The following is a 20,495-nucleotide window of genomic DNA, read 5'->3' as shown; positions in this document are numbered from 1 at the left end:
GTTTTCCAGACAACTATTTGTTCACTTTCCTTTTGATTAATGTTAAATTGAATTTTTAATCTTCGGTTACTATCTTTTTTAACATCCTTTAAGAAAGTTTAAATACTAAATACTAATTTAGCCTCACCATCAATTTCTATATCTTTTATATCCTTTAATTTCCCTATATTTGGTTCGCTATAAATCCCTGTCTGCTTTAATGGATCTGCACCAAAAACTTCATATTCTATACCATCTTCCTCTTTTGTAACTGGTTTATCATCATCTTTGATTATTTGTACGGATTTTATTTCTATAGGGGATTCACCCGTCCACTCTATTGGTACCACTAAATGGTAAGTTTGTTCCTTAAAATCAGCACCAAATTCTCCTAAAAGAAACTCTCCTTGTTCAACCTTTTCCCGGTCACTACAGCCAACTACAATTATCAAACAGAGTATGACACTTACACTTAATAGAAATTTTTTCAAATAAACACCACCTCGACAAAATTTTACCATAAAAAACCATATCAGAATTAGGTTTAATTATCTCTCCGATGTACACTGCTCTTTAAATCTGTTCCTCCACAATATGGCCCTATTCATTAAGAAAGACCCTCTCCTTACTCAAGGAAAGCGCCCGATTGTTGAATAATGAATAGTATTTCAATTGTATTAAATTTAAACTAATTATCCAATTTCTTTTTAGAATTACTTTACCAAACTTAATTGGTTTACGGGACTCTCCATTTTATTATGTCTTGCCAATTCGGAGGAAGCTCATGTGTTTCAAGATGTTCAAATTTCATTAGTTTGATTTGACCAGGAATGATGGTTGGCGAAATTTCAAAAGTCAATCTGTCTTTTCCGACAGAAATATGTGGTCCAACGACTGGTGTAATTTCTAATGTGATTAGAAAATCAAACGTACGGAAACCACCAATTCTATCTATATTTACGATTTCAACTTGATATGGGTAGACCAATGGAGTTTCATTTAAATATTTAGAATAATAATCGCTCACCGCCTTATCTATTTGTGGACCTAATAAAAGCATTAATATATCATTGATCAACATTTCTTTCGTATCTTGAGGTGGCGTTGTACTTTCATGTTTCCATCCTGTTAGAAGCCAATCAAAAAGCTCAACCGATTTCAATCGAATCTTATCGTTATTTCGGGTAAGGATGACATCACCATCTGCTAGAGTACAAAAGTTTGTTTGATCTTGAACATGACAATCATAAGCAGGTTCTACTCTAGCAACATCACCGTTTTTCATTTTAATTTTTAATATGGCAATTGGTGTTTTTTTAATTTCTAATTCTGTTGCTTCTTTTATTGAACTTGCTGTGTTTATCAATTCAATGACCTTCCGGATGGCAACTTCTTCAATCCCATTGTTTTCGTTGAAAGTACGTGTACCCCCGGAGGTGCGGTTTATTTGCATAGAAGCAACATCCTCCGATTTCAATAGGCCATTTGCATTTGCCATTTGAAGCGGGAGAAAAATCTCAGTAATCACTATGATAAAAATTATTAACTTTTTCATTTATATTCACCACCTTACAGCGTCTCAAATTGTATTTATTATGTTTCCTCAATTTACAACCCTGATGAATGCCATTGTTTTGTAATAAAGCAAAAAGGCACCTCTTAACAGAGCTGCCATACTTAAGATTTCATTTTCAATATTTTTCAAACCACTTGTCTAGCTAAATAAACATAACCTTACTGTTTGTTGCTGATATTAATAGTTAATTTATTCCACCTCTTTAACTAAACTGCCCTTTAATTACGTAAAAAGCAAAAATGGACTGCTACAGCCCATTTTTGCTCAATTCCTGCGCCCGATTGTTGAATATCGTTAATCAACTATAGCTTCCTTTAGTTAATAAGAATGAATAGATTTAAACTTTCTTCCGATAAAGTTAGCAGGTACGGGGTTGAGTTCTAATTCTCTTGACCAAATAGAGAGTTGCCCAATGTGATGAATTTCATGGGCAATTATATGATGTAATATTTCCACAACGGTATATTTATCTTCATCCCATGGGACACATACAACTTTCTCTTTTAATTCATCTAAATTTTTTTTTAGAAATTCTGCTATTTCATTTCGCAATCTATCAGAAAGAGATTTAACCTTTTCAGCCGTATCATAATCAGCAAATTCAACTACTATGTCTTCTTTGCCTTGAATACCACGAAGCCAACTATATTCAACATCAATAATGTGAAAAAGAGTATATAAAATACTCCCTACTCCACCAGTACGATCTTTTATCAATTCCTCATTTGATAGTTGGTTACACCATTCAAACCATTCGTCTCTTACCTGCCAGTTATATTCAAAAAAATTTAACAATGTAAACACTCCAATATAATTGTTTATAACTATAAGAATTAGCTTCTTGTCACTAAAATCCCTCTTTTCATTTAAGTAACTTGCTCCGTTAGTAGAAATTTGCTATACGTTTTCCTTATCACAGAAACTAATTAAACACAGTTACATTGTGTCACATTAAAAATATTTATATCAAAAAAGAAAAGACCATCTCGTTTGAGATGGATACTATTAATCGGTCTTCAACTAAAGCGCCCGATTGTGCAAGAGCGTTACTCATTTGAGCTCACATTAGTTAAGTAGCTTAATTATTAATATTTGATAAACCTAGCTTACATTTGTTTGCTCTTCCCATTTCAATATCCATAAATTCACTAAGACCCGTAATTTTGAACATTCTCGTTATTCGTTCAGATAGTACCAATTTCAAATCAACTTTCTCTTTAATTACTCTCTTATAGAGTGCAACAATTACTGCAAGACCACTACTATCCATATAAATTACTTTAGACAAATCTAATTCTATAATCATGCCTTCTGACAAAACAATCGATTCGAATTCATCTTTTAACATTGGAGCTGTATGAATATCGATTTCACCTTTAATAAACCCTATTAATAAATTTTCAATTTCATAAAATTGGATACTTAGCCTCATTTATTCGCCTCCATAATAGCTGATTTACTAATTCCCTCTTTCAAAAATATCAAACCATTTTAACCACTTCTTTGATAGTTTTTCTACAACTAAACTCCCATCCCCTTCTTAACCCACCCGATTTCAACATAAACATCCTTTTTTTGAGGTACAATATAATATCTAGGAATTGCTCAGTAGGTGTTACGCCCTGACCGATAAAACGTGTTTGAATAATATAATATGAATGCAGAAGTTAACGACTTGATTTCTACTTTCCTGCTTTCATTTTCTTTCAAGACATATATTTTGGTGGTTAAGATGGTGAACGCATTCGCAAATATATAGTGTCCAAAGGGAGGCTGTCCTGGTTCAGACAGTCTCTTTTATTGCGTTTTTCTAACTTACTGAATAATTTGGTTCAAGCAATACCACTTTTAAAGATGCTAACTAAAAAGGCACAATTCCTTTTCAAGAATTGCGCCCTATTGTTGAAGATTGGTTTTCTCTGTCCCCAAACTTTTGTTTAGGAACGTATTTTGTATAAAGCCTTATATTAATTATTAAATATTTAAGTACTGTTTTACTAAGTATAAATGATGTTCGTGGAAAAGATGCTTTTCTAAATAATTGAAATCAACCCAGCGCATTGTTTCTTTTTCAACTGGTTCTGCTATCTTTTCTAACAGTTCACATGCGTACAATATTCCGATATTGTGTTGAGAGTCACGAGGATATCTTGGTGAAACCCAGTGTCTTTCTGCTTTACCTATAATCTTAATGATTTGAATTTTATGACCTGTTTCCTCAATACTCTCTATTAATATCGCACATTCAGGAGATTCACCTTCTTCAACCCCACCACCAACTAAAAATAAATTCCCGTCCAATCTTCTACACATAAAAATTGTTGATGGTCGTTTTGAATGACAGCATACGCTCCAGTTCTTTTCCAATAATTTAAATCATAATTCCGTTTACCGAAAGTTTCCATTGCCGGTCTCCTAATTGTAATTTTATGTAATTATTATACCATTAAAAATCGTTCCAAAAGCGTCATTTAGTTACTATTCATAAAAGATTGTTACTCAACAATCTGGCCCTTAATTCAATAAAGCACTTTCCTAATTCAAGGAAAGCGCCTGATTGTTGGAGAAGAAATGCTTATTCTATGCTTTTTAAATCCATCACTAAATTATAGGAATTATTTCTGTAGAATTTCTCGGTTTTTCTCTATTATTTTTTTATTTTTAGCTATTGTTTCCTTTATTGTTAGAGGCAGTTCATTACCGTTAGTTTCATGATTATTTTTTAGCTTTTCATCCAAGTGAGGTACTGATGGCTTATTCTTTTCAATATCCATATTAATCCCCCTCTGATATCATTTTATTCTATTATAAACGATAAAATACGACCTTTACATTAAATTTGGATGACAATTTCCAACACTTGAAAATATAATAAAATGCTATACCGTTTCCTTCTCACAGTAGCTATTGGAACACAGTTACATTGTATCTAATTCAAAATAATTAAATAAAAAAAGACCATCTCGTTTGAGATGGATACCCCTTAATCGTCCTTCAACTAAATCACCCGGTTGTTTTAAACAACATCATTTTTTACTGTAGTTTTAATAGATCTGAAACGATTTCATATCTATTAGGCGTTAATAATAATATCAAAAGGGTCACAAATATTGCCCCTGTAAATGTGGTAACAAAAGCTTAATTCCCCCAGTGTTATTTATTTTAATTAATCCTGCAATAAAAATAATGACTTGATTAGATAATCAAAATTAAATTTAGGAGGAATTATTTTGAAAGAATTTATTGCAACTGCAACAGCAGTTTTACTGGCAACGACTATTTCGCATAGCGTTTATGCTCATTCACATTTGGCAAGGTCAAACCCGCAGGATGGTGAGGTGATAACTGAGCCATTAAATGAAATTACCTCTCTAGTTTGATGCACAAATCGAACAAGGAAGTTTCATCAATTTAACATCATCTTCTGGGCAAGCTGCCGAAATTCAAGATCTTTTTATTGGTGACAGTACATTTAACAGGTACTGTTGCTGAGCGCTTTCAAATGCTGACTATCAGGTAAATTGGAGTATCGTTAGGAAGATGGCCACCTATTGGAAGGTGAATTCCCCTTAAAGTGGATGCACCGGTGACTAAAGCTGAGGAAGTAACAGACAAAGAACCAGAAACAACGGAAGCTGGCAGTCAATTTACTCAAGCTCAATAGGAAATTACATAGCATGAAGCAGAAGAGGAATCTTATACTCGGTTTAGAATTAACCAGCCCTTTAAGTGAGTCAATCCACCAAGATAAAATAATAATCACGAAATCAGATCATTCATCAACAGGAAAGAAGCGATGATAATCAATAGCGAAATATATATTGCCCACAATGTTATTAGTGTTTTCTAACGTTTCCAAAACTACCTCAATAGTAACTTTTTGAACCATATTTATCACTCCTTAAAAATCAGAATATATAACAAACTGCCCCGTTACTTAAAGTACAAAATTTCATAATCTCTATTTAAAATTTAACATAGAGAACTAATTTTCTTTTAAGGAATTGCTCCGTTAAATGACCCGGTAATAATGAAAAAGCACCTTCCTTACTCAAGGAAAGCGCCTGATTGTGGAATATCGTTTATTCAGCTAAAGCAACTGTTACTTCAATCCCACTTTTTGTTAGACTCATTTTGAATCCCACATTTAATCCTCTAAATAATCAAATTTTCTCGCATGTTCTACTTCTTGAATGGAAACTTGGCGTGTTAATTCATCCGTTTCGGAGATATGGAAGGAATCCCATTCGTCATTAACGGCAATTTCTTCAGGGTCTTCATATAATTCATCATAATTTTCAAAATCCCCTTCAAAATCGGACGGTGTTTCGGATGTTCCATATTGTGCTACAACTTGAAACGTATCTTCATAATCATGAATATCATCCTTGTCATCTCGGCCAGAAAAAGAATTGTCAACTGGAGGAAGAATCACTTGCTCTTCAACCGGTCGATCTGTTGGAACGGCTTTTGCATCCGTATGTTCAATACAAAAAGAGGTATAGGGCAGTGCCACCAATCGATCATATGGGATATCTTGATGACAAACTTCACATACGCCATAGCTTCCATCCTCAATCTTTTGTAAGGCGGTATTTATTTTTGCTAACTCATCATCGTCATGCACTTTTAACGCCATATCTTTTTCACGTTCGTATAATTCGGTACCTAGATCTGCTGGATGATTATCGATTGTTGACAACTCATCAACAGAATCACGTAAACTACCCCGTTCTAAATATTCATCATCTGTATCCATTCGTCGTTGGAGCGAGTGTTTTTCCTCAATTAACATATTTTTTAACTTTAATATCTTCTTCTCGTTTAGAATGGTCATCACGTCCTTTTCATTATTATGAACAAATTTGATTGAAGTATTTGTCTAAAAGATAAGTTTATACAAATACAGATACAATATATATTGCACTAAAAAGAAGATCATTGTTACATTCACCATCATTAACAACAATGTTGCTAGGCCTCGGTCAATAAACCATTTTGGTAGTTACAACGAATAAAAAATCTGATGTAAAGTTCATATTTCAAATTAGGTTTGTACTTAGGATTTACGAGTTGCAAAAAGATATTCTAATACTGTCGGGGTAATTATTAATTTTGTAGTTGTAAATGAGGTCATTTGTTGTAGAAAAAGGATAAATGTTAACATGGTAATCTACATGTTCATCCATCTTTTCATTTTTCCTTATTAAATTATGTGACATTATATCAAATCGTTTAATTAAAAGATTTATTAATGGTTTTCTTGACTTTTAATAAAAATAATTATGAAGTTGTTTTTAGTGGTTATTCCATTAAATGGCCCTTTAATTGAATAAAGCACTTTCCTTATTCAAGAAAGGCACCCGATTGTTGAATATCGTTGTTAGAGGAAAGCATTTTAGTTTAGTTACATTTTCATTTAAAATAGCCGTTTTCCTAAAAGGAAACGACTATCGGCAGTGTTATTTATTTATTTATTTATTTATTTAATTTATGAATTTGGTTTGCTTACCCCTAAACTGTGTCGAACTTCCAATCCGCGTATTACTGCTAATTTAACAATAAAGTCTGCTAGACTTTTTCGCGATATATCATGACCATCCCTGTTTGAGCAGTTTTTCCTTCTTCTTGATACCAACCCTCACCACCAGTAACTAATAATACCTGTCCAACTTTGTGAGAGTGCCAGTTATTTCTTGCACCAGGCGCAAAAGTTACATTTCCGATTGATGTATTGAGTGGAGTCTCTTCAGTAAAAACCATTTTTAAGTATGCATCGCCGATAAAATTTGCATCAACTTTTTGTCCCAATGGAAAGATTGTGCTATTACTTAATTCTTCATTTTTCATACTTATACCAACTTTTTTGTTGAGTTCAATTAGGTTTGTAGTTAATAATTAATTTACCTTTATTTAGATGTTGCAATTGCATTCATTGGATACCAATAATCTCCATTTCTCAAAATGCATCTCCATTTTCATTCCCCAAGTGTTTCTGAAACCATAAATTCTCGCATCGATTTTAGTATCACAAATGAGAATAGCAGAATTGCCATTTATTGTAATAGTAGTTTTCTGAGGCATAGTTTTGAAATATTTCATTTCTTCACTATCTATTTGTTCAAGCCATTCTTGCTTTGGTTGATGATAACCAGTCATGTGTACTAAAACATAATTATCATCGAGAATCTGATGTAATATTTTAGTGTCTTTATTTACCATTGCATCATCTATTTGTTGATAAACCTCTAAAATTTTTTGTTGATTTTCACCCATTTATAACCTCTAAGGAAATATCTTTAAATACTTATTTATCTCTATCAACAATCCTTAATTAAAAATATCAATCCAATTTTGTTACATACTTCATCCATAGTCCCCCATCATCCAGTTTTTCAATATCTAGAAGTTAACGGGATTTGTTTTATTCAAATATGAACTCGTTTCAAATAATGACACAGATTTAGAAGCACCATCTGCAATTGGAACTAAAATTAGACTCAGCTCATCTATTAGTCCTTCATTCAAAAAGGAGCCGTTTAAATAGCCTCCTCCTTCTATCATTAACTTATCAATTGAAAATAGATCTTTTAATTTTTCTACAACCAAACTGAAATTTAATGTTTCCTTTCCACCGAAAATATAAGATATGCCTATCTTCCTAAGGTGAGCTAAATATGCATCAGATACTCGCTCTGTAAGCACCTCTACTATGTGGTCATCTGCCCTATGCGCATTCCATGCCTCGATTGAATTTTCAGTCCATCCTAATTTTCCGGAAGGGTCTACTGCTATTGCATAACTTTCAGCGTTTACGTTTGCAACATAATCAGTCCTAGGGATAGGTCGAATGTTTTTTTGTTCAAAAACAAGTTTATGTCCTAAGGTAAAATGTTCTTCCATCGTAATCCTACCACACATCCAAGCATTAGATTCGTAGCGTCCATGGATTTTCTCGTATACATCTGTAAAATTTGCAGTTCTTTCGGTTTTCAAATAATCTCCAATGATTTTCCCATCCAATGAAGTTAGCATGTGACAAATAATATATGGCCTTTCCAAATTCATTTCCCCTTCTTTAGCTATTCCAATTCATGATTAAAAAAGTTCACGGTTCGTTATGATTCACCTAATTAACCCGGTTTGCTAACACCTATGCTGTCTGAACTTTAGCGAGGTAATTCATTATTCTACTGGTTTTAGTGGTCCATAAAAATAAGAAGCTGTCGCTCCACCGTCAATTAGGAAATCCGATCCGGTGATGAAGGCTCCCTGCGGCATCATCAGCAGCTCAGCCACATTTGCAACTTCATCAGCTGTTCCTGGGCGTCCGGCAGGGCACTTGGCAAACATATTCTTATAGAAATCCCCTTTTGGACCATTGAACTCGTCTATAGCCAATGGCGTTACAATAATCCCTGGAGAAATGGAATTGATACGAGCGTGTTTTTCTCCCCACAGTATCGATTCAAACATAACGCGTTTCACATTGCACCGTTTCGCCATTTGATAAGCGTGCAATGTATCCCTAATATTTTCTGGCTGAAGGACTTCCAAACTAAGGAGTTCTTCAGTTGGTGTCGTTGCTAGCTGCTCAACAATTTCAGTTCCCAATTGAGGCATTCTGTGTCCTGATTGGCTAGAAATTGTCACACCAACGCCTCCAGGAGTTATGACCTTGCCTACTTCCTCCAGTAATACTGCAGTTCCGTATAAATCCACCTTCAAAATTGTTTCAATAGGTGCCTGGCTTGGTGACACTCCAGCTGCATTGATAAGAGCAGTAATTTCACCATACTTCTTACCTTCTGCAATCAAATTTAAAATAGATTCTCTGGAGGAAATGTCCGTTTCTACAGGTAATACATCAAATCCGGCTTCTTCCAAGACTTTTGTAATAGCCTTAGCATTGTCTACGTTCTTATCGCCAACAATAATTTTCTTTCCAAAACCAATTCTTCTAGCTATCGCCATGCCAATCTGTCCAGCACCGGTCCAGAGTACAACTTCTTTCACTGTATGTCCTCCTTACTTCCAATTGAGAAACAATTTTTTTATCCGTATAATGAATAAAGGTAAATGAGATTTACTTCATTATTCAGGTTTGCTCCACCTATATTTTCTTCCATCCTGTGTAATTTTGTTGTACCTGGAATTGGTATAATAAATGGTTTTTGAGCCAATTCCCAGGCTAGTACAATAACGCTTGATTTTTGTCCATTGCTTCAGGTTTGAATCTTCCCATGAAACCTCTAAAGTCACCTTCTTCATAGGTTGTATCCTTTGTATATTTACCGCTTAAGAAACCATTTCCCAATGGGCTATAAGCTACAAAAACAATCCTTAACTCTTCACAAATATCAAATAATTCTTTTTCAGGCTCACGGCACATCATAGAATATTGATTTTCTATTGCAGCAATTGGACACACGGAATGTATTATTTCAAAGGTATTCAAGCTATTTAATAAAAGAAATTACTTCTTCAAAAAGTGATTCCTGATCTTTTCCCAAAGTCATTAAATGTGTGGAGTTTGGAAAAGCCTTTATTTTCTTATCATATGAAGATACTTTTTCATATATAAAACTTGCACTTTTTTCATACAAAGAGTCGTCTCTCTTACCATAATAGATTGCCACTGGTGCTGTAATATGAGAAACGTGTTCCATTGTCTGATGAATAAATTGCTGGAACATCTCAAATGAATGTAATGACATTTCCTGAAAAGACAACAATTCCTTTGCTATCTCTTCAGATGTTTCTGGTGTACGGTCTTTTGGAGCGGACATTACAATAAGACGTTCAATTTGCACTTCCTGTGCTAATTTTAATGAAAAGATACCACCTACTGCTAATCCAATAAGAGAAATTTATTTAAACCCATTATGTTGTAGAAAATAATATGCCTCTTGTGTATCTTTCCACCAATCATTTATAGTAGTCTCTAGCAGAGCTTCAGGTTTTACTCCGTGTCCCTTGTATAATGGGACATAACAAGTACAACCAATATGCTCGTTTAGATATTCTGCTAATTTTTTCATATCACGTGTATGACTTGTGTAAGAGTGTAATAACAATATGGCTGTATCATTCCCATTTAGAAAGAGTTCTTTCGCTGGTCGAATAAGCATCCTATCACCCCAAATTTTCTAATATTATTTATCTTACACTAGATTTATCGTTAAGGGAGTTTTTAATTACAATGATTCAAGCAATACAAAAATTACAGCATCCTTTTCAAAAAGGGGCTTTAGATGCCATTCCTATTAGTGTTAGCACGTTTGTATTTGGGGCAATATTTGGTGTGGTATCCATACAATCAGGACTCACTGTTTTAGAGAGTTCACTCATGTCCTTTGTTTCTTTTGCTGGATCAGCACAGCTTTCGATTTTACAATTATTAGGACAAACAAGTTTTTTCACATTGTTTATGACATCATTTTTATTGAACGCAAGGCATCTTTTATATGGTTTGAGTTTATCACCCCATGTTTTCTATTATCGGATTCCTTATTTGTGCTATCAAATGCAAAACTGAAAAAAGAACCTATCCAAAGTAGCTATTTAATTGGAGCAGGACTTGTTGTATATTTAGCGTGGGAGTTTGGTACAGCAATCGGTGCATATTTTACGCAATTTATGAATAGTGACAATACAAACGGTTTAGAGTTTGCGAGTACAGCTTGTTTCATCTTACTTGTAATTAGTGACCTTACCTCATGGCGACAAGTATTCACATTAATACTCTGTGCTGTTTTTGTACTTGTGTGCTATATATTCTTTCCAACTGGTGTCCTATTACTCTTATCTGGCTTAGTTACATTTGTAATTGGCTATTTTTCAAGTGAGGACGTTTAAAATGAATATGTCGATTCTAATTATTATTTTATTAATGGCACTCGCTACCTTTTTAACACGAAGATTAATGCTGATTGTGCCTGAAAAGTATTTAACTGTACGTGTGAAACGAGGATTACTTTATGTACCTATTGGTGTCTTTGCCGGACTTATTTTTCCAACCCTCTTCCTTGAAGAAGGTCAACTAGCATGGAAGGTCGATTACTTATTAACAACGGTTGTTTGTATTTTACTCATGCTATGGAAGAAAGATTTCCTTTTTAGCTTTATAGGCAGTTTATTATTTATTGTTGCTTTACAATTTATCTTGTTAAAATAAAAACGAATGGTTTTTTCCATTCGTTTTTTTATGCTTTTTCAAGATGATATTCAAGAATATGGCCCTATTCATGAAGAAAGACCCTCTCCTTATTCAAGGAAAGCGCCCGATTGTTGAAGATCTTAACATTAAATAATTAACACTTTGTATTAGCTGGTATAATAAAAGTCAGTCATTTACTTCTTTCTGAAGAAACGTTATTTTTATAATGTGACTCTTTCTTTATCACAGGTGCATTTTTTCCAATTATTACGCATATCACAATGATAATAGCTAAAACAATCGTTAGCCATGTAATCGATTCTCCTAAGAATAATACAGAAAATCCAATCATTAAAAAAGGTTGTAAATATTGAATCTGCCCTACTCTTGCAATGCCTCCTAAAGACATCCCCCCATACCATGCAACATATGCTAAAAACTGACTTACAAGACCTAAATAGAACAAACTGATCCAAGCTTCAATAGGCGCTTGTAACATATTAACTGATATGCTGAAGCCAACAGGAATAATAAAAAATGGGGCGCCAATTAATATAGCCCAAGCAATCACTTGCCAACTACCAAGCTCTTTTGAGAGTTTTCCACCTTCTGCATAACTTAATCCAAGTAATATGACAGCGGCAATTAGTGCAATATCTCCTTTTTGTAATTGCCCTAAACCTAGATATATTGCATACATAAGCACTGTTATAGCACCAATTATACTCACGATCCAATAGCGTTTTGAAGGTCGCTCACCGCCACGCCACATAGCAAAACCAGCTGTAGCAAGTGGTAGTAAAGCCAATTCAATTGCACCATGAGATACAGGCAAGGACTTCATTGCAAATGTTGTTAATAACGGAAAGGCTAGTACAGCACCAACAGCGACAATAACTAAGCTAATAAAGTGTCTTTTATTAGGTAATGATTCCTTTTTTATGATAAAAATGATACTTACGATTATTGCTGCAATAACTGTCCTACCTAATCCAACAATTATCTCACCAAAATAAGGGACAGCAATACTTGTAGCTGGTAATGTAAGACCGAAACAAACTATGCCGATAAAGCCTAATAGCATTCCTCTTTTAATATTGTTCTCCATTTAAATCCCCCTTCACAGACATAAAAAAATATCCCATAATCATAGTTGAAAGGATTAAGCTAATTAAACATGATTGTAAGGAATATCAACTCTTTTTACACCAAGAAAATTCCCCATCTGTCCTGGGACAGATAGTTAAGGAGAATATATATGACAACAAAATATAGTCGCATTTTAGAATGGGTGAAACAACAAATTGAAGATGGGAAGTTGAAGACAGGAGATAAATTACCATCAATTCGTCTGCTCGCTGAACAATTTCAATGTAGTAAAAATACGGTTGTTAAGGCATTAGTTGAATTGGAAAAACAGCATATTGTCTATGTAAAACCCAAAAGCGGCTATTACGTAGTTGATTATTATCAAACATCTATTCATCATGAAATAGATATAGATTTTTTATCTGCTGGCCCAGATAAACGAATCATGCCGTATGAAGACTTTCAGCATTGCATCAATCAAGCGATTGACCATTATAAAGAACAATTATTTACTTATAGTGATCAACAGGGTCTTTTTTCTTTACGTAAGGAGCTTGCGAAGTATTTACAACTTCTACAGGTATTTACGAAACCTGATCGACTTGTTATTACTTCTGGATCACAACAAGCACTTCATATTCTGTCCGCCATGCCGTTTCCAAATGGGAAAAAGAATGTATTAATTGAGCAACCTACATACTTTGGTATGATAGATTCCTTACATTTAAATCAGATTACAACGTTGGGAATTGAATTAACAATGGAAGGGATTGATTTTGAAAGACTTGAGAATTTGTTTCGATCCAATGATATTAAATTCTTTTACATCATTACAAGATGCCACAACCCACTAGGACATCATTACACAAGTGAGGAAAAGGAAAAAATCGTAGCTCTTGCAGAAAAATACGATGTATACATTGTAGAGGATGATTACTTAGCAGAATTAGATACGGATTCAAAAGCAGACCCTTTGTTTGCGTACAAACCCAACGGAAGAGTCATTTATGTTAAGAGTTTTTCGAAAGTATTTTTGCCCGGACTACGTATTGCAACAGTTGTACTCCCTGAAAAAATGATTCCCTCATTTATACAAAATAAATTTAGCGTTGATTTCAATACATCGCCACTTTCACAAGGAGCATTAGAAATCTATTTAAAAAATGGTATGTTTCAATATCATTTAGAAAACGTAAAAAAGTTATACATTAAAAAAATGAATACATTATTAGAAGCTTGTTCATTGTATTTACCAAACTATGTACAATTTACAAAACCAAAAAGTGGTTTTTATCTCACGATCTCCTTGCCGTCCCATATAGATGTCGATAAATTAATTTACCTGCTACATGAAAAACATATATATGTAGACAATGCTTCGAGAATGTTCTTAGCCGAAAACAAACAGAAAGCAATTCGACTAAGCATTTCACAAGTAAATGAAAATAAAATCCATCTCGGTATTCAACAATTAGCTACTTTTATAATCGGTATGTGTGAAAAAAAGAAATACAATCCACTCTCGTTTAAATCCTATCATTAAAGTCAATAAGACTTGTATGTTTCTCAAATTAAAGTCGATTCCTTAATATACAGGAGGAATCGATTTTTTAAAAAAGTTCCGAAATTGGTATTCCTTAAAGTAGTTATTCCACATTATGGCCCTTTAATTGAATAAAGCACTTTCCTTTTTCAAGGAAAGCTGCCCGATTGTTGAAGATCAAAATAAAATACTCTGTATCGACTGTATGTGGCAACACATTGGTGCAGGTGGATTTAAGTAATTGGCTAAGTCCTACAATCGTATAACCTAGCACTCTTCCTTAATTTTTATTTTGGAATGTTATTAGATTAGTATTTATATGCTTTATAAATCCTTTCTTTACTTAAGTACCTCGTTATTGAATTGGAAAATAATCGCTTAGTCTAATCGTGCCTGATAATTTAGGTGCTATTTCAATTGTTTTTATCTAATAAAGGAGAAATGATAAAATTGTTTAAATGATTAAGTTACATTTAAATTGCCTTAATGAAAGGGAGAGAATATATGATTAATATACTTTTAAAATATATGTCTGACTTTACTTTAATTAGCGAAGAAGAACAGCGAGCAATCTTTGAAAGTTTAACTATTGATAAATATAAAAAAGGTAAATACCTTCTTAGACAAGGAGAACTTTCTTCCATCAAATGTTATTTCGTATTAGAGGGCTGTGTTAGGCAGTTTTTTATAGATGAATCGGGTAAAGAGGTAACAACAAACTTTTTTACTGAAGAACAAGCTATACCAATTATCAATGAAAAGACTCAAGGTGATTTGTCAAAACATTCATTACTGTGTGTCGAGGATTGTATATTAGTTGTTGGTGATGTTGATTCTGAAAATACAATGTTTAACAAATACCCACAACTTGAAATGATGATACGAAAGATGATGGAAATAAACCTTGGTGAAATGCAAGAACAATTAGGTGAATTTATCAGCTCTTCTCCTGAAGAACGATACAAAACCGTTTTAAGTCAACGCCCCCAGTTAATTAACCGTGTACCACAACATCAATTGGCTAGTTATCTTGGTATTACTCCAGAGTCATTAAGTAGAATAAAAAAGCGAATTAAAAAAAGTAATTTTTAAAATAGATACCATCCACTTTTCGTAATATCTCACCACTTTAGCAGCAACAATGCACTGAATACTAACACGCCAAACATTATGAACCAAATCCCCCTACTCTTTGTAAAAAACTTATAAAATGCTTAGTAAATTAACTTAAGTCAATGAACGGTATTTACCCCCTTGGTATTATTTAATCACCAAAGAGACTAGTTTGGAGGGGGTTTTTTATGGAAGCAATCGTTTGTAATAAATATGGTTCACCCGATGTACTTGAGTTGAAAGAGGTGGAAAAACCTTTCCCTACAGAGAATCAAGTACTGATAAAGGTTCATTCTGCCTCTTTAAACTTTGGGAACTTAGTTCTTCTGAAAGGTAAACCCTTATTAGCCCGATTTGCCTTCGGACTAATGAAACCAAAATATTCGATCCCAGGAGGTGACATAGCTGGTACAGTTGAAGCCGTGGGGAAAGACGTTAAGCTATTCAAAGTAGGAGATGAAGTATTCGGAGACCTCTCTGGTTGTGGGTGGGGTGGATTTGCTGAATATGTAACAGTCCCCGAATATGTTTTAGCCTTAAAGCCAAACAATATCTCCTTTGAGGAAGCGGCTGCTGTTCCTATGGCTGGTGTGACAGCCTTACAGGGATTACGAGATAAAGGTAAAATTAAATCGGGACATAAAGTACTAATCCATGGTGCATCTGGTGGCGTTGGTACTTTTGCGGTACAAATTGCTAAAGCATTGGGGGCTGAAGTAACGGGTGTATGTAGTACAAGAAATGTAGAAATTTTGCGTTCGATAGGGGCCGACCATATTATTGATTATTCAAAAGAGCGTTTCACTCGACATAAGGAGTATTATGATTTAGTTCTTGGCGTGAATGGCTCTAATTCCCTTTCAGCTTACAAACAAGTATTAAAACCAAACGGGAATTTTGTTCACGTAGGGGGGGCCGAGTCTCAACTTTATCAAACATTATTTATTGGACCTTTTATTTCTATGACTGGAAGCAAGAAAATAAGTAGCCTGTTGCAAAGAGCAAATCAAAAAGACTTAAATGATGTAAAAGGATTACTTGAGACCAGTAAAGTAAAACCTATAATTGATAAACGGTTTAAGTTAAGTGAAATAGCTGAGGCGTTCAAATATTTTCAGGAAGGTCACGCCCAAGGTAAAGTGGTGATTACCATATAACGGAGTGCCCTTACTTTATCCTTTAATAAAAGCAGATGGCAAACAAATTAGAATTGCGGTAACGACACTTCTAATTCGTCTGCTTTTTATTTTACTATTATACTAATTCCAACCAATCAACCGCTTCACAATGTGCGGAGTATGGCAATAAATTGGTACTGTTGGGTTTAATTATATATAGGTGTCATTCATCCTTCTCTTATTTTATAAAATCCAATATATGAATCGGCTACACTAAGTTGGACAGATACTATAAGGGCTAGTAGACTTAACATACTAACCTAAGGGAGCGTGCTACTATGTCACGTCAACGTCGAACTTTCACACCAGAATTCAAACTACAATTAGTAAAGCTATATGAAAATGGAAAGTCCCGTGCGGATATCTGTCGAGAATATGAAATAACGCCTTCTGCGTTAGATCGCTGGATTAAAAACCATCAAGAAACTGGGTCATTTACTGCTCATGAGAACCGTACTGAAGAAGAAAATGAATTAATACGATTACGCAAAGAAAACCAACGTTTAATGATGGAGAACGACATTTTAAAGCAAGCAGCGCTGATTATGGGACGAAAATAGATGTGATTCGAAATAACGCTCACAAATATTCAGTATCAGCAATGTGTAACGTCCTCAACATCGCCAAAAGTACCTATTACTATCACGCCAATCTGCGTGAAAAAGAAGCACATGCCAAAGAAGAAGTTGAGCTTTCCAACAACATTCAACGACTCTTTAAGGAAAGCCGAAGTAACTATGGTACTCGTAAACTCAAAGTAGAATTGGAGAAACAGAAAAAAATTGTTTCCCGTCGTCGAATCGGCCGAATTATGAAACAATTAGGTCTCGTATCAAAATACACGGTGGCACAATACAAGCCACACAAACAAAGTTGTAATGAAGCGCCAATTAAAAATGAGTTACAGCGCCAGTTTAAACAAGAAGAACAATTAGCAGTAGTTGTTAGTGATTTAACATACGTTCGTGTGGAGAAAAAATGGCACTACGTATGCATATTGTATGCATCAAGACAATTAATTGAAATAACCGAGCTTATTGATGAAGAATTTGTTGTTTTGAAAGAAGGATATGGACTTAGAACAATTACGGATAAAATGTTTAAACAAGCGTCGTTTACACCAAAAGTTAGTTTTGAAGGAGAAGAAATTGATACAATTGCCGGGTTAGTTTCAGCCAATTTAGGAGTTTCCTTTTTGCCAAAACTTCAAGGAAACCAGATTGTAGAACAAATTAAAATTTCAACCCCATCATGCAAAAGAACAATAGGAGTGATTTGGAATGAAAACGCATTAATCTCTCCTATTACAAAGAAATTCTATGAGCATGCCATTAATTATTTCAGTACAAACGAGTAACCAATGAAATTATTCAGTATACTCTTACATCTTTGTAAATTACTCTCTATGCAAAAAAGTGTTTTATAAAAATTTGACCCTTTCTTCTAAAGGCTCTTACATACAACGAACCAGAGTATAAGTACATTTATTCAAAAATATTGTGTTATATAATTTAACCTGTTATTCAACAATCTGGCCCTATAACGGAAAAAAGCGATCTTCTTATTGAAGAATCGCGCCCGATTGTGGAATAAGGTACTACAAAATATTTTTGAATTGTTCAGTAGGTACTATCCCTAGTCCTATAATTCGTGTTTGAATATCCTAAATATGAAAGCAGAAGTTAACTTGCTGTTTTCTATTTTCCTCCTTTAATTTTCTTTCAAGACATATATTTTAATAGTTATGGTGGCCACCACATCCACAAATATATGGTTCCAAAGGGAGGCTGTCCTGGTTTTGACAGCCTCTCTTATTGCGTCTATCCTTCGAATTATTCAGTAGTGATTTGCCCAAATCGATTTAGCGTGTTTGAATATCCTAATATAAAAGCAGAAGTTAACTTGCTGATTTCTACTTTCCTACTTTCATTTTCTTTCAAGACATATATTTTGATGGTTATGATGGTGACCGCATCCACAAATATATGTGTCCAAAGGGAGGCTGTCCTGGTTCAGACAGTCTCTTTTATTGCGTTCATCCTTACTTACTGAATAATTTGGTTCAAGTATTTAATACCACTTTTAAAGATACTAACTAAAAAGACACAATTCCTTTTACAAGAATTGCGCACGATTGTTGAGGTTCTTGCCACTTATATGGTTTAGCAATCGATTGTTGGTTTATAAACGTTTTAATCTAAGATATTTCATCACTTCTTCATCATAGTCAAGAAATTGTAATGCTACATATATATATTAAATAATTGGAGGTATTAAGAGTGATAACAATAAGTTTATGTATGATTGTCAAAAACGAAGAGGAAGTAATTGAAAGATGCCTAGAGTCAATTCATGAGTTAGTTGATGAGATTAATATTGTAGATACAGGTTCTATTGATCAGACAAAAGAAATCGTTAAAAAGTATACAGATCGCGTATTTGACTTTCAATGGATTGATGATTTTGCAGCTGCTAGGAATTATTCATTTCAACAAGCAACAAAAGAATTTATCCTATGGATGGATGCTGATGACATATTTACAGTAGAAGACCAGGAAAAATTTAAAATGCTTAAACAATCATTACACCATTCCATTGATGCCGTTTCAATGAATTACCATTTGAGCTTCGATAGCCATGGAAATGTTACTTCCCTTTTAAAGAGATATCGATTAGTAAGAAAAGAAAACGGTTTTAAGTGGATAGGTGCAGTTCACGAGTATCTTTCTGTTTCAGGAAATTTATATGATAGCGAGGTAGCTGTTACTCATCTCCCCCTGGGCCATGATAGTGATCGTAATATCAGTATATATAAAAAATTGTTAGAATCAGGAAAAACACTTTCACCAAGAGATACATTCTATTACGCTAACGAACTTGTAGATCACCATAATTTTGAAGAAGCTATCCATTATTATGAAGAATTCTTAGAATCTAAATTGGGATGGATAGAAGACAACATAAGTGCATGCTTTAAACTTGCAGATTGTTACCATCGATTAAATAATAAGGACAAAGAACTAAGCTCTACTTTAAAAAGCTTTGCCTATGACGTACCTCGGCCAGAAGCAAGTTGTCGTCTCGGGTATTATTTTATGGAACAATATAAAAACCACGAGGCTATTTACTGGTATAGTCAAGCTCTACTTTATGAAAATCCGCAACTTTTAAGTTTTCAGAACACTAAATTCTCCACTTGGTTACCTCATCTACAATTATGTGTCCTTTATGATCGAATAAAACTATATGAGAAAGCATATTACCATAATGAACAAGCTAGAAAATATAAAGCTACAGACATTAATATAATAAATAATAAAAAATATTTAGAAAAAATTCTAAATAAGTTAATTTGATAATTCTAAACCCTTCCGTATCAAGGGTTCTAAAACAATAAAAAAGAGCACCTCCTCATTTGATAGTTTTAGCGACGAAATCCAATGCATTCCATGAGGTAAATCTCTTAGACTATTACCAAATCTCTTTAAAGAATTAGTTAATTTATCCCCCTCTATCATTACTTAGTCGAATAGTATATGGCAAAAGGTTGGTGATAAAATGGATAGTAATAAACACTGTAAAAAATGCAAGAAAGAACAGTGTAGTTGCAAAAAAAATACCAAGGAAAATGAGAAATACAAAAATGATTGTGTAGTAGGACCAAAGGGACCTAAGGGACCGCCAGGACCTAGAGGACCAATGGGACCTAGAGGACTAATGGGACCTAGGGGACCAATGGGACCTAGGGGGGCTACAGGCGCTACCGGTGACATCGGACCGGCTGGATCTGCTGGAGCTACTGGGGCTACGGGCGCTACTGGTGACATCGGACCGGCTGGAGCTACGGGCGCTACTGGG

General features: G+C 34.1%; 24 protein-coding genes and 3 pseudogenes. 11 read left to right on the top strand and 16 right to left on the bottom strand.

Annotated features, from left to right (window positions below):
- Nucleotides 1–98: 98 nt before the first annotated feature.
- The 7 genes from ACFQU5_RS11875 to ACFQU5_RS11845 all read right to left on the bottom strand — a co-directional run bounded on the left by ACFQU5_RS11875 (nt 99) and on the right by ACFQU5_RS11845 (nt 4,329).
- Nucleotides 99–470: a hypothetical protein gene (locus ACFQU5_RS11875; protein WP_390288006.1), complete on the bottom strand. Its 372-nt coding sequence runs from the start codon at nt 468–470 to the stop codon at nt 99–101.
- 245 nt (nt 471–715) lie between these two features.
- Nucleotides 716–1,534: a DUF3888 domain-containing protein gene (locus ACFQU5_RS11870; RefSeq protein WP_390288004.1), complete on the bottom strand. Its 819-nt coding sequence runs from the start codon at nt 1,532–1,534 to the stop codon at nt 716–718.
- Between the two features lie 339 nt (nt 1,535–1,873).
- On the bottom strand, nt 1,874–2,350 hold the full coding sequence (locus tag ACFQU5_RS11865; protein WP_390288002.1) for a DinB family protein: 477 nt from the start codon (nt 2,348–2,350) through the stop codon (nt 1,874–1,876).
- A gap of 283 nt (nt 2,351–2,633) precedes the next feature.
- Nucleotides 2,634–2,987 (bottom strand): STAS domain-containing protein, encoded by a 354-nt coding sequence (locus tag ACFQU5_RS11860; RefSeq protein ID WP_390288000.1) that lies wholly within the window; start codon nt 2,985–2,987, stop codon nt 2,634–2,636.
- A gap of 542 nt (nt 2,988–3,529) precedes the next feature.
- Nucleotides 3,530–3,856, bottom strand: coding sequence for an NUDIX domain-containing protein (locus ACFQU5_RS11855; protein WP_390287998.1), 327 nt, complete (start codon nt 3,854–3,856; stop codon nt 3,530–3,532).
- Nucleotides 3,835–3,960, bottom strand: coding sequence for an NUDIX hydrolase (locus tag ACFQU5_RS11850; RefSeq protein ID WP_390287996.1), 126 nt, complete (start codon nt 3,958–3,960; stop codon nt 3,835–3,837). Before ACFQU5_RS11850 ends, ACFQU5_RS11855 begins: the two co-directional genes overlap by 22 nt.
- A gap of 210 nt (nt 3,961–4,170) precedes the next feature.
- Nucleotides 4,171–4,329, bottom strand: coding sequence for a multidrug transporter (locus tag ACFQU5_RS11845; RefSeq protein WP_390287994.1), 159 nt, complete (start codon nt 4,327–4,329; stop codon nt 4,171–4,173).
- A gap of 456 nt (nt 4,330–4,785) precedes the next feature.
- On the opposite strand from ACFQU5_RS11845, the gene ACFQU5_RS11840 reads away from it, so the two are divergent.
- Nucleotides 4,786–4,935, top strand: a complete 150-nt coding sequence (locus ACFQU5_RS11840) for a hypothetical protein (protein WP_390287992.1) — start codon at nt 4,786–4,788, stop codon at nt 4,933–4,935.
- Between the two features lie 767 nt (nt 4,936–5,702).
- Here ACFQU5_RS11840 and ACFQU5_RS11835 read toward each other — a convergent pair.
- From ACFQU5_RS11835 to ACFQU5_RS11800, 8 genes and pseudogenes are all read right to left on the bottom strand, one after another.
- Nucleotides 5,703–6,386 carry a TraR/DksA C4-type zinc finger protein gene (locus ACFQU5_RS11835; RefSeq protein ID WP_390288152.1) on the bottom strand — a complete coding sequence of 228 codons (684 nt, stop codon included), beginning with the start codon at nt 6,384–6,386 and terminating at the stop codon, nt 5,703–5,705.
- Between the two features lie 776 nt (nt 6,387–7,162).
- Nucleotides 7,163–7,405 (bottom strand): annotated as a pseudogene (locus tag ACFQU5_RS11830) (cupin domain-containing protein); the annotation flags it as partial.
- 63 nt (nt 7,406–7,468) lie between these two features.
- The gene (locus ACFQU5_RS11825; RefSeq protein WP_390287990.1) at nt 7,469–7,831 is read right to left on the bottom strand and encodes a nuclear transport factor 2 family protein; all 363 of its coding nucleotides are present in this window, start codon (nt 7,829–7,831) and stop codon (nt 7,469–7,471) included.
- 126 nt (nt 7,832–7,957) lie between these two features.
- Complete coding sequence (locus ACFQU5_RS11820; RefSeq protein ID WP_390287988.1) at nt 7,958–8,617, bottom strand: dihydrofolate reductase family protein; 660 nt, start codon at nt 8,615–8,617, stop codon at nt 7,958–7,960.
- Between the two features lie 123 nt (nt 8,618–8,740).
- Complete coding sequence (locus ACFQU5_RS11815) at nt 8,741–9,571, bottom strand: SDR family oxidoreductase (protein ID WP_390287986.1); 831 nt, start codon at nt 9,569–9,571, stop codon at nt 8,741–8,743.
- Nucleotides 9,572–9,746: 175 nt separating this feature from the next.
- A complete protein-coding gene (locus ACFQU5_RS11810; protein WP_390287984.1) occupies nt 9,747–10,013 on the bottom strand; it encodes an aldo/keto reductase in 267 nt (88 codons plus the stop codon).
- A 1-nt stretch (nt 10,014) separates the two neighbouring features.
- Nucleotides 10,015–10,344: an alpha/beta hydrolase gene (locus tag ACFQU5_RS11805; RefSeq protein ID WP_390287982.1), complete on the bottom strand. Its 330-nt coding sequence runs from the start codon at nt 10,342–10,344 to the stop codon at nt 10,015–10,017.
- Between the two features lie 81 nt (nt 10,345–10,425).
- Nucleotides 10,426–10,686, bottom strand: coding sequence for an alpha/beta hydrolase (locus tag ACFQU5_RS11800; protein WP_390287980.1), 261 nt, complete (start codon nt 10,684–10,686; stop codon nt 10,426–10,428).
- Between the two features lie 71 nt (nt 10,687–10,757).
- Here ACFQU5_RS11800 and ACFQU5_RS11795 point away from each other — a divergent pair, with 71 nt between their 5' ends.
- Genes ACFQU5_RS11795 through ACFQU5_RS11785 form a run of 3 tightly spaced genes read left to right on the top strand, consistent with a single transcriptional unit; the run spans nt 10,758 to nt 11,732 of the window.
- Nucleotides 10,758–11,093: an AzlC family ABC transporter permease gene (locus tag ACFQU5_RS11795; RefSeq protein WP_390287978.1), complete on the top strand. Its 336-nt coding sequence runs from the start codon at nt 10,758–10,760 to the stop codon at nt 11,091–11,093.
- Entirely contained in the window at nt 11,072–11,413 is a 342-nt protein-coding gene (locus ACFQU5_RS11790) for a hypothetical protein (protein WP_390287976.1), read from the top strand. Before ACFQU5_RS11795 ends, ACFQU5_RS11790 begins: the two co-directional genes overlap by 22 nt.
- Before the next feature lies 1 nt (nt 11,414).
- The gene (locus ACFQU5_RS11785; protein ID WP_390287974.1) at nt 11,415–11,732 is read left to right on the top strand and encodes an AzlD domain-containing protein; all 318 of its coding nucleotides are present in this window, start codon (nt 11,415–11,417) and stop codon (nt 11,730–11,732) included.
- 172 nt (nt 11,733–11,904) lie between these two features.
- On the opposite strand, the gene ACFQU5_RS11780 is transcribed toward ACFQU5_RS11785, so the two are convergent.
- Nucleotides 11,905–12,822, bottom strand: coding sequence for a DMT family transporter (locus ACFQU5_RS11780; protein ID WP_390287972.1), 918 nt, complete (start codon nt 12,820–12,822; stop codon nt 11,905–11,907).
- Between the two features lie 150 nt (nt 12,823–12,972).
- On the opposite strand from ACFQU5_RS11780, the gene ACFQU5_RS11775 reads away from it, so the two are divergent.
- The 7 genes and pseudogenes from ACFQU5_RS11775 to ACFQU5_RS11745 all read left to right on the top strand — a co-directional run.
- Nucleotides 12,973–14,346, top strand: coding sequence for an aminotransferase-like domain-containing protein (locus tag ACFQU5_RS11775; RefSeq protein ID WP_390287970.1), 1,374 nt, complete (start codon nt 12,973–12,975; stop codon nt 14,344–14,346).
- 504 nt (nt 14,347–14,850) lie between these two features.
- Entirely contained in the window at nt 14,851–15,438 is a 588-nt protein-coding gene (locus tag ACFQU5_RS11770) for a Crp/Fnr family transcriptional regulator (RefSeq protein WP_390287968.1), read from the top strand.
- Nucleotides 15,439–15,647: 209 nt separating this feature from the next.
- Nucleotides 15,648–16,616, top strand: a complete 969-nt coding sequence (locus ACFQU5_RS11765) for an NAD(P)-dependent alcohol dehydrogenase (protein ID WP_390287966.1) — start codon at nt 15,648–15,650, stop codon at nt 16,614–16,616.
- A gap of 299 nt (nt 16,617–16,915) precedes the next feature.
- Nucleotides 16,916–17,637 (top strand): annotated as a pseudogene (locus tag ACFQU5_RS11760) (IS3 family transposase); the annotation flags it as partial.
- Nucleotides 17,635–17,994, top strand: coding sequence for a LysR substrate-binding domain-containing protein (locus ACFQU5_RS11755; RefSeq protein ID WP_390288150.1), 360 nt, complete (start codon nt 17,635–17,637; stop codon nt 17,992–17,994). The pseudogene ACFQU5_RS11760 and the gene ACFQU5_RS11755, both read left to right, overlap by 3 nt.
- A 922-nt stretch (nt 17,995–18,916) precedes the next feature.
- Nucleotides 18,917–19,993 carry a glycosyltransferase family 2 protein gene (locus ACFQU5_RS11750; protein ID WP_390287965.1) on the top strand — a complete coding sequence of 359 codons (1,077 nt, stop codon included), beginning with the start codon at nt 18,917–18,919 and terminating at the stop codon, nt 19,991–19,993.
- A 202-nt stretch (nt 19,994–20,195) separates the two neighbouring features.
- A pseudogene (locus ACFQU5_RS11745) lies at nt 20,196–20,495 on the top strand (exosporium glycoprotein BclB-related protein); the annotation flags it as partial.

This window comes from Ureibacillus sp. GCM10028918, from assembly GCF_042666115.1.
Taxonomy (GTDB): Bacteria; Bacillota; Bacilli; order Bacillales_A; family Planococcaceae; genus Ureibacillus.
The sequence above is the reverse complement of the archived record's forward strand: the minus strand, read 5'-3'. Positions and strand labels throughout refer to the sequence as shown.

Coding starts and splice junctions, on each gene's coding strand:
- ACFQU5_RS11870 (WP_390288004.1), bottom strand. CDS start 1,534: ATGAAAAAGTTAATAATTTTTATCATAGTGATTACTGAGATTTTTCTC.
- ACFQU5_RS11860 (WP_390288000.1), bottom strand. CDS start 2,987: ATGAGGCTAAGTATCCAATTTTATGAAATTGAAAATTTATTAATAGGG.
- ACFQU5_RS11850 (WP_390287996.1), bottom strand. CDS start 3,960: ATGGAAACTTTCGGTAAACGGAATTATGATTTAAATTATTGGAAAAGA.
- ACFQU5_RS11845 (WP_390287994.1), bottom strand. CDS start 4,329: ATGGATATTGAAAAGAATAAGCCATCAGTACCTCACTTGGATGAAAAG.
- ACFQU5_RS11825 (WP_390287990.1), bottom strand. CDS start 7,831: ATGGGTGAAAATCAACAAAAAATTTTAGAGGTTTATCAACAAATAGAT.
- ACFQU5_RS11805 (WP_390287982.1), bottom strand. CDS start 10,344: ATGTCCGCTCCAAAAGACCGTACACCAGAAACATCTGAAGAGATAGCA.
- ACFQU5_RS11800 (WP_390287980.1), bottom strand. CDS start 10,686: ATGCTTATTCGACCAGCGAAAGAACTCTTTCTAAATGGGAATGATACA.
- ACFQU5_RS11795 (WP_390287978.1), top strand. CDS start 10,758: ATGATTCAAGCAATACAAAAATTACAGCATCCTTTTCAAAAAGGGGCT.
- ACFQU5_RS11785 (WP_390287974.1), top strand. CDS start 11,415: ATGAATATGTCGATTCTAATTATTATTTTATTAATGGCACTCGCTACC.
- ACFQU5_RS11780 (WP_390287972.1), bottom strand. CDS start 12,822: ATGGAGAACAATATTAAAAGAGGAATGCTATTAGGCTTTATCGGCATA.
- ACFQU5_RS11775 (WP_390287970.1), top strand. CDS start 12,973: ATGACAACAAAATATAGTCGCATTTTAGAATGGGTGAAACAACAAATT.
- ACFQU5_RS11770 (WP_390287968.1), top strand. CDS start 14,851: ATGATTAATATACTTTTAAAATATATGTCTGACTTTACTTTAATTAGC.
- ACFQU5_RS11765 (WP_390287966.1), top strand. CDS start 15,648: ATGGAAGCAATCGTTTGTAATAAATATGGTTCACCCGATGTACTTGAG.